Source organism: Dactylosporangium darangshiense, from assembly GCF_039537565.1.
In the GTDB taxonomy this organism is placed as follows: Bacteria; Actinomycetota; Actinomycetes; order Mycobacteriales; family Micromonosporaceae; genus Dactylosporangium; species Dactylosporangium darangshiense.
On sequence record NZ_BAABAT010000173.1, the window covers coordinates 1 to 1631 of the forward strand.

Sequence of the window (1631 nt, forward strand, 5' to 3'; positions counted from 1 at the left end):
GGATCCATCGGCAGATACGCACCACCGGCACGCCACACAGCAAGGACCGCGACCACGAACTCCACGCCGCGGTCCAGACACAGACCGACCACCGACTCCGGACCCACGCCAAGGCCACACAGCTGCCGCGCCAATTGCTCCGAACGCTGCCACAACTCGCCATAGGTCAGCGCCGCATCGCCGCAGCGCACCGCCACCGCCGCCGGGTCAGCCGCCACCCGCTCGGCAATCAGCTCATGCACCGCACCCACCGCCGGCACCGGCGCGGCCGAGGCATTCCAAACCTGCAACTCGCGGCGCTCGACATCGGTCAAGACCGGCACCGACGACAGCCGCCGATCCGGCGCCGTCACGATCGCGGACAACAGCTCCATGAAGTGCCCGACCAGGCGGACCATCCGCTCTGCATCGAACAAGACCGTGCTGTACTGCACCGAACCGACCAGGCCCGAGCCGGCCGTGCCAAACGACACCGACAGGTCGAACTTGACCGGCATCGGCAGTGGCTCCGACACCCCCTGCAGGCCGGTGTCTCCGCCGTCGCCGGACACGTAGTTGAACAGCACCTGGAACAGCGGCGTGCGGGAACGGTCGCGGTCCACGCCGAGCTCGTCGACGAGCTGCTCGAACGGGAGGTCCTGGTGGGCGTACGCGGCCAGCGTCCGCGACCGGACCCGGCCCAACAGCTCGGCGAACGTCGGGTCGCCGGACAGGTCGGTGCGCAGGACCAGGGTGTTGACGAAGAAGCCGATCAGGCCCTCGATCTCGGCCCGGTTCCGGTTGGCGATCGGCGTGCCCACCACGATGTCGTCCTGGCCGGAGTACCGGTGCAGGAGCGTCGTGAACGCGCCCAGCAACGTCATGAACATCGACACGCCGGCTTCGCGGGCGACCGCCCGCAGGCCATCCGCCACGTCGGCCGGGATGGCGAACTCGAGCGCGGCGCCCTCGGTCGAGCGCACCGGCGGACGCGGCCGATCGGTCGGCAGCTCCAGCACCGGCGCACCCGCCAGCGTCTCCCGCCAGAAGCCGAGCTGGCCCTCGAGCACCTCGCCCGAAAGCCATTGCCGCTGCCACACCGCGAAGTCGGCGTACTGCACCGGCAACGCCGGCAGCTCCGCACCCGCATACAACGCGGCCAGTTCGTCGCGGAGAATCCCGCTCGACCACTCGTCGCCGACCACGTGATGCATCGCCAACGCGAGCACGTGCTCGTCGGCCGCCACCCGCACCAGCGTCGCCCGCAGCAGCGGCCCCGTCGCGAGGTCGAACGGCACCGCCGCATCCGCGGCCAGCCACGCCTCCGCCGCCGCCGCGGGGTCCGGCTCCGCGGACACGTCGACGACCGGAAGTACGAACGGCAACGGCGGGTCGATCACCTGATAGGGCACGCCGTCCTCGCCGGCCACCAGCCGCGTCCGCAGCACCTCGTGCCGCGCCGTCAGGCCGCCCAGCGCCGCCGCCAGGGCGTCGACGTCGAGGTCGCCGTCCAGCGGGATCGGCATCGGCATGTTGTACTCGATCGAGTCGGGCTCCAGCTGCGCCAGGAACCACAACCGCTGCTGCGCAAACGACAACGGCAACCGCACACCCCGATCCACCGGCACCACCACCGGCGCCACCACACCCGG

General features: G+C 71.1%; 1 protein-coding gene. It reads right to left on the reverse strand.

All coding sequences use genetic code 11. The features are described 5' to 3' along the window. Positions 1–1601, reverse strand: a 1601-nt coding sequence (locus tag ABD901_RS58510) for a condensation domain-containing protein (protein ID WP_345145038.1), incomplete at its 3' end; no start/stop codon positions are given. Positions 1602–1631: the final 30 nt, after the last annotated feature.